We start from the raw sequence: 904 nt of genomic DNA on the forward strand, positions 1-904 counted from the left end.
GGTTTAACCTCGCACACTGACGACGCCAGCCTCACGGAAAACTGTAAGACCTTCAAGCCAACAGTCAGCCAAGTGAAACGGTATTTCTCCAAGGCCTATCCGATAGAGAGCCGCATTCTGACGCACGAGCGTTATTCCCCATGCTTTGCAGTGGGTGAAGTATCGTTCAGCGACAACACTTCAGGCAGATTCCGGCTCTACTCAGGAGGGACCGCTACATTATTCTGGTTAGGAGGCAATACGGTCGATCTGCTCTACAAACGCAACAAATGGCATGACCCGTTCGCATGTGCATATGGTTTGAGCGACGAACCCGAATGCTGATGATGGAAGGCTTAGGCACCAATCTAGTAGCGCACCATCCCGACGCTCCAGAACCGCCCTGGATCATCTTCCCTAACATCAAGCCAGATGAACTGGCGGCACACGTTCAACAAGGAATTTCCGAACCTTGGTTCGATCGGGTGTGGAGGCCATTCTGGACACCCCTGACTTCAAGACAGCAGGACCGCTACCTAGACGACTGGCAGGCCAGTCCCGAATGGCGAGAGGCGATCGTTTTCGTCTTCGATTCTTTCTCTGACCTAGATGTCGATCAGGATGCCAGGGAGTCGGAGGAGTACCTCAGGACGCTTGGAAAAACCACGCAAGAAAAGAAACGCTCGTGTCTGAGCCGACTCCTCAGGCGCCGCTAGATGGTAAGTGCTCCTACAGCAGTTATCTTGGTGACTCTCCTCCTTGCGCTACCCGCAACGAGTGACGCCAGAACCGTCAAGAAAGTCATCATCACCGAGACCGGGCAAAATGCCGAGCCGGACGACGTGGACATGACCGAGCGCTGCAAGATATTCCAACCAACGGTGGCACAGGTAAAACGATACTTCTCGAAAGCCTATCCCGTGGA

Annotated in this window: 2 protein-coding genes and 1 pseudogene; all 3 read left to right on the forward strand. The window is 53.8% G+C overall.

Annotated elements, in window-relative coordinates; all coding sequences use genetic code 11:
• Window positions 1-324, forward strand: a pseudogene (locus AB4Z27_RS29140) (hypothetical protein); the annotation flags it as partial.
• Window positions 318-695 (forward strand): hypothetical protein, encoded by a 378-nt coding sequence (locus AB4Z27_RS29145; RefSeq protein WP_441646000.1) that lies wholly within the window; start codon window positions 318-320, stop codon window positions 693-695. The pseudogene AB4Z27_RS29140 and the gene AB4Z27_RS29145, both read left to right, overlap by 7 nt.
• A gap of 27 nt (window positions 696-722) precedes the next feature.
• Window positions 723-904: hypothetical protein (locus AB4Z27_RS29150; RefSeq protein ID WP_441645972.1), on the forward strand; the 182-nt coding region annotated here is incomplete at its 3' end.

Origin of the sequence: Cupriavidus sp. KB_39, assembly GCF_052114485.1 — a bacterium.
Taxonomy (GTDB): Bacteria; Pseudomonadota; Gammaproteobacteria; order Burkholderiales; family Burkholderiaceae; genus Cupriavidus.

Coding starts and splice junctions, on each gene's coding strand:
- AB4Z27_RS29145 (WP_441646000.1), top strand. CDS start 318: ATGCTGATGATGGAAGGCTTAGGCACCAATCTAGTAGCGCACCATCCC.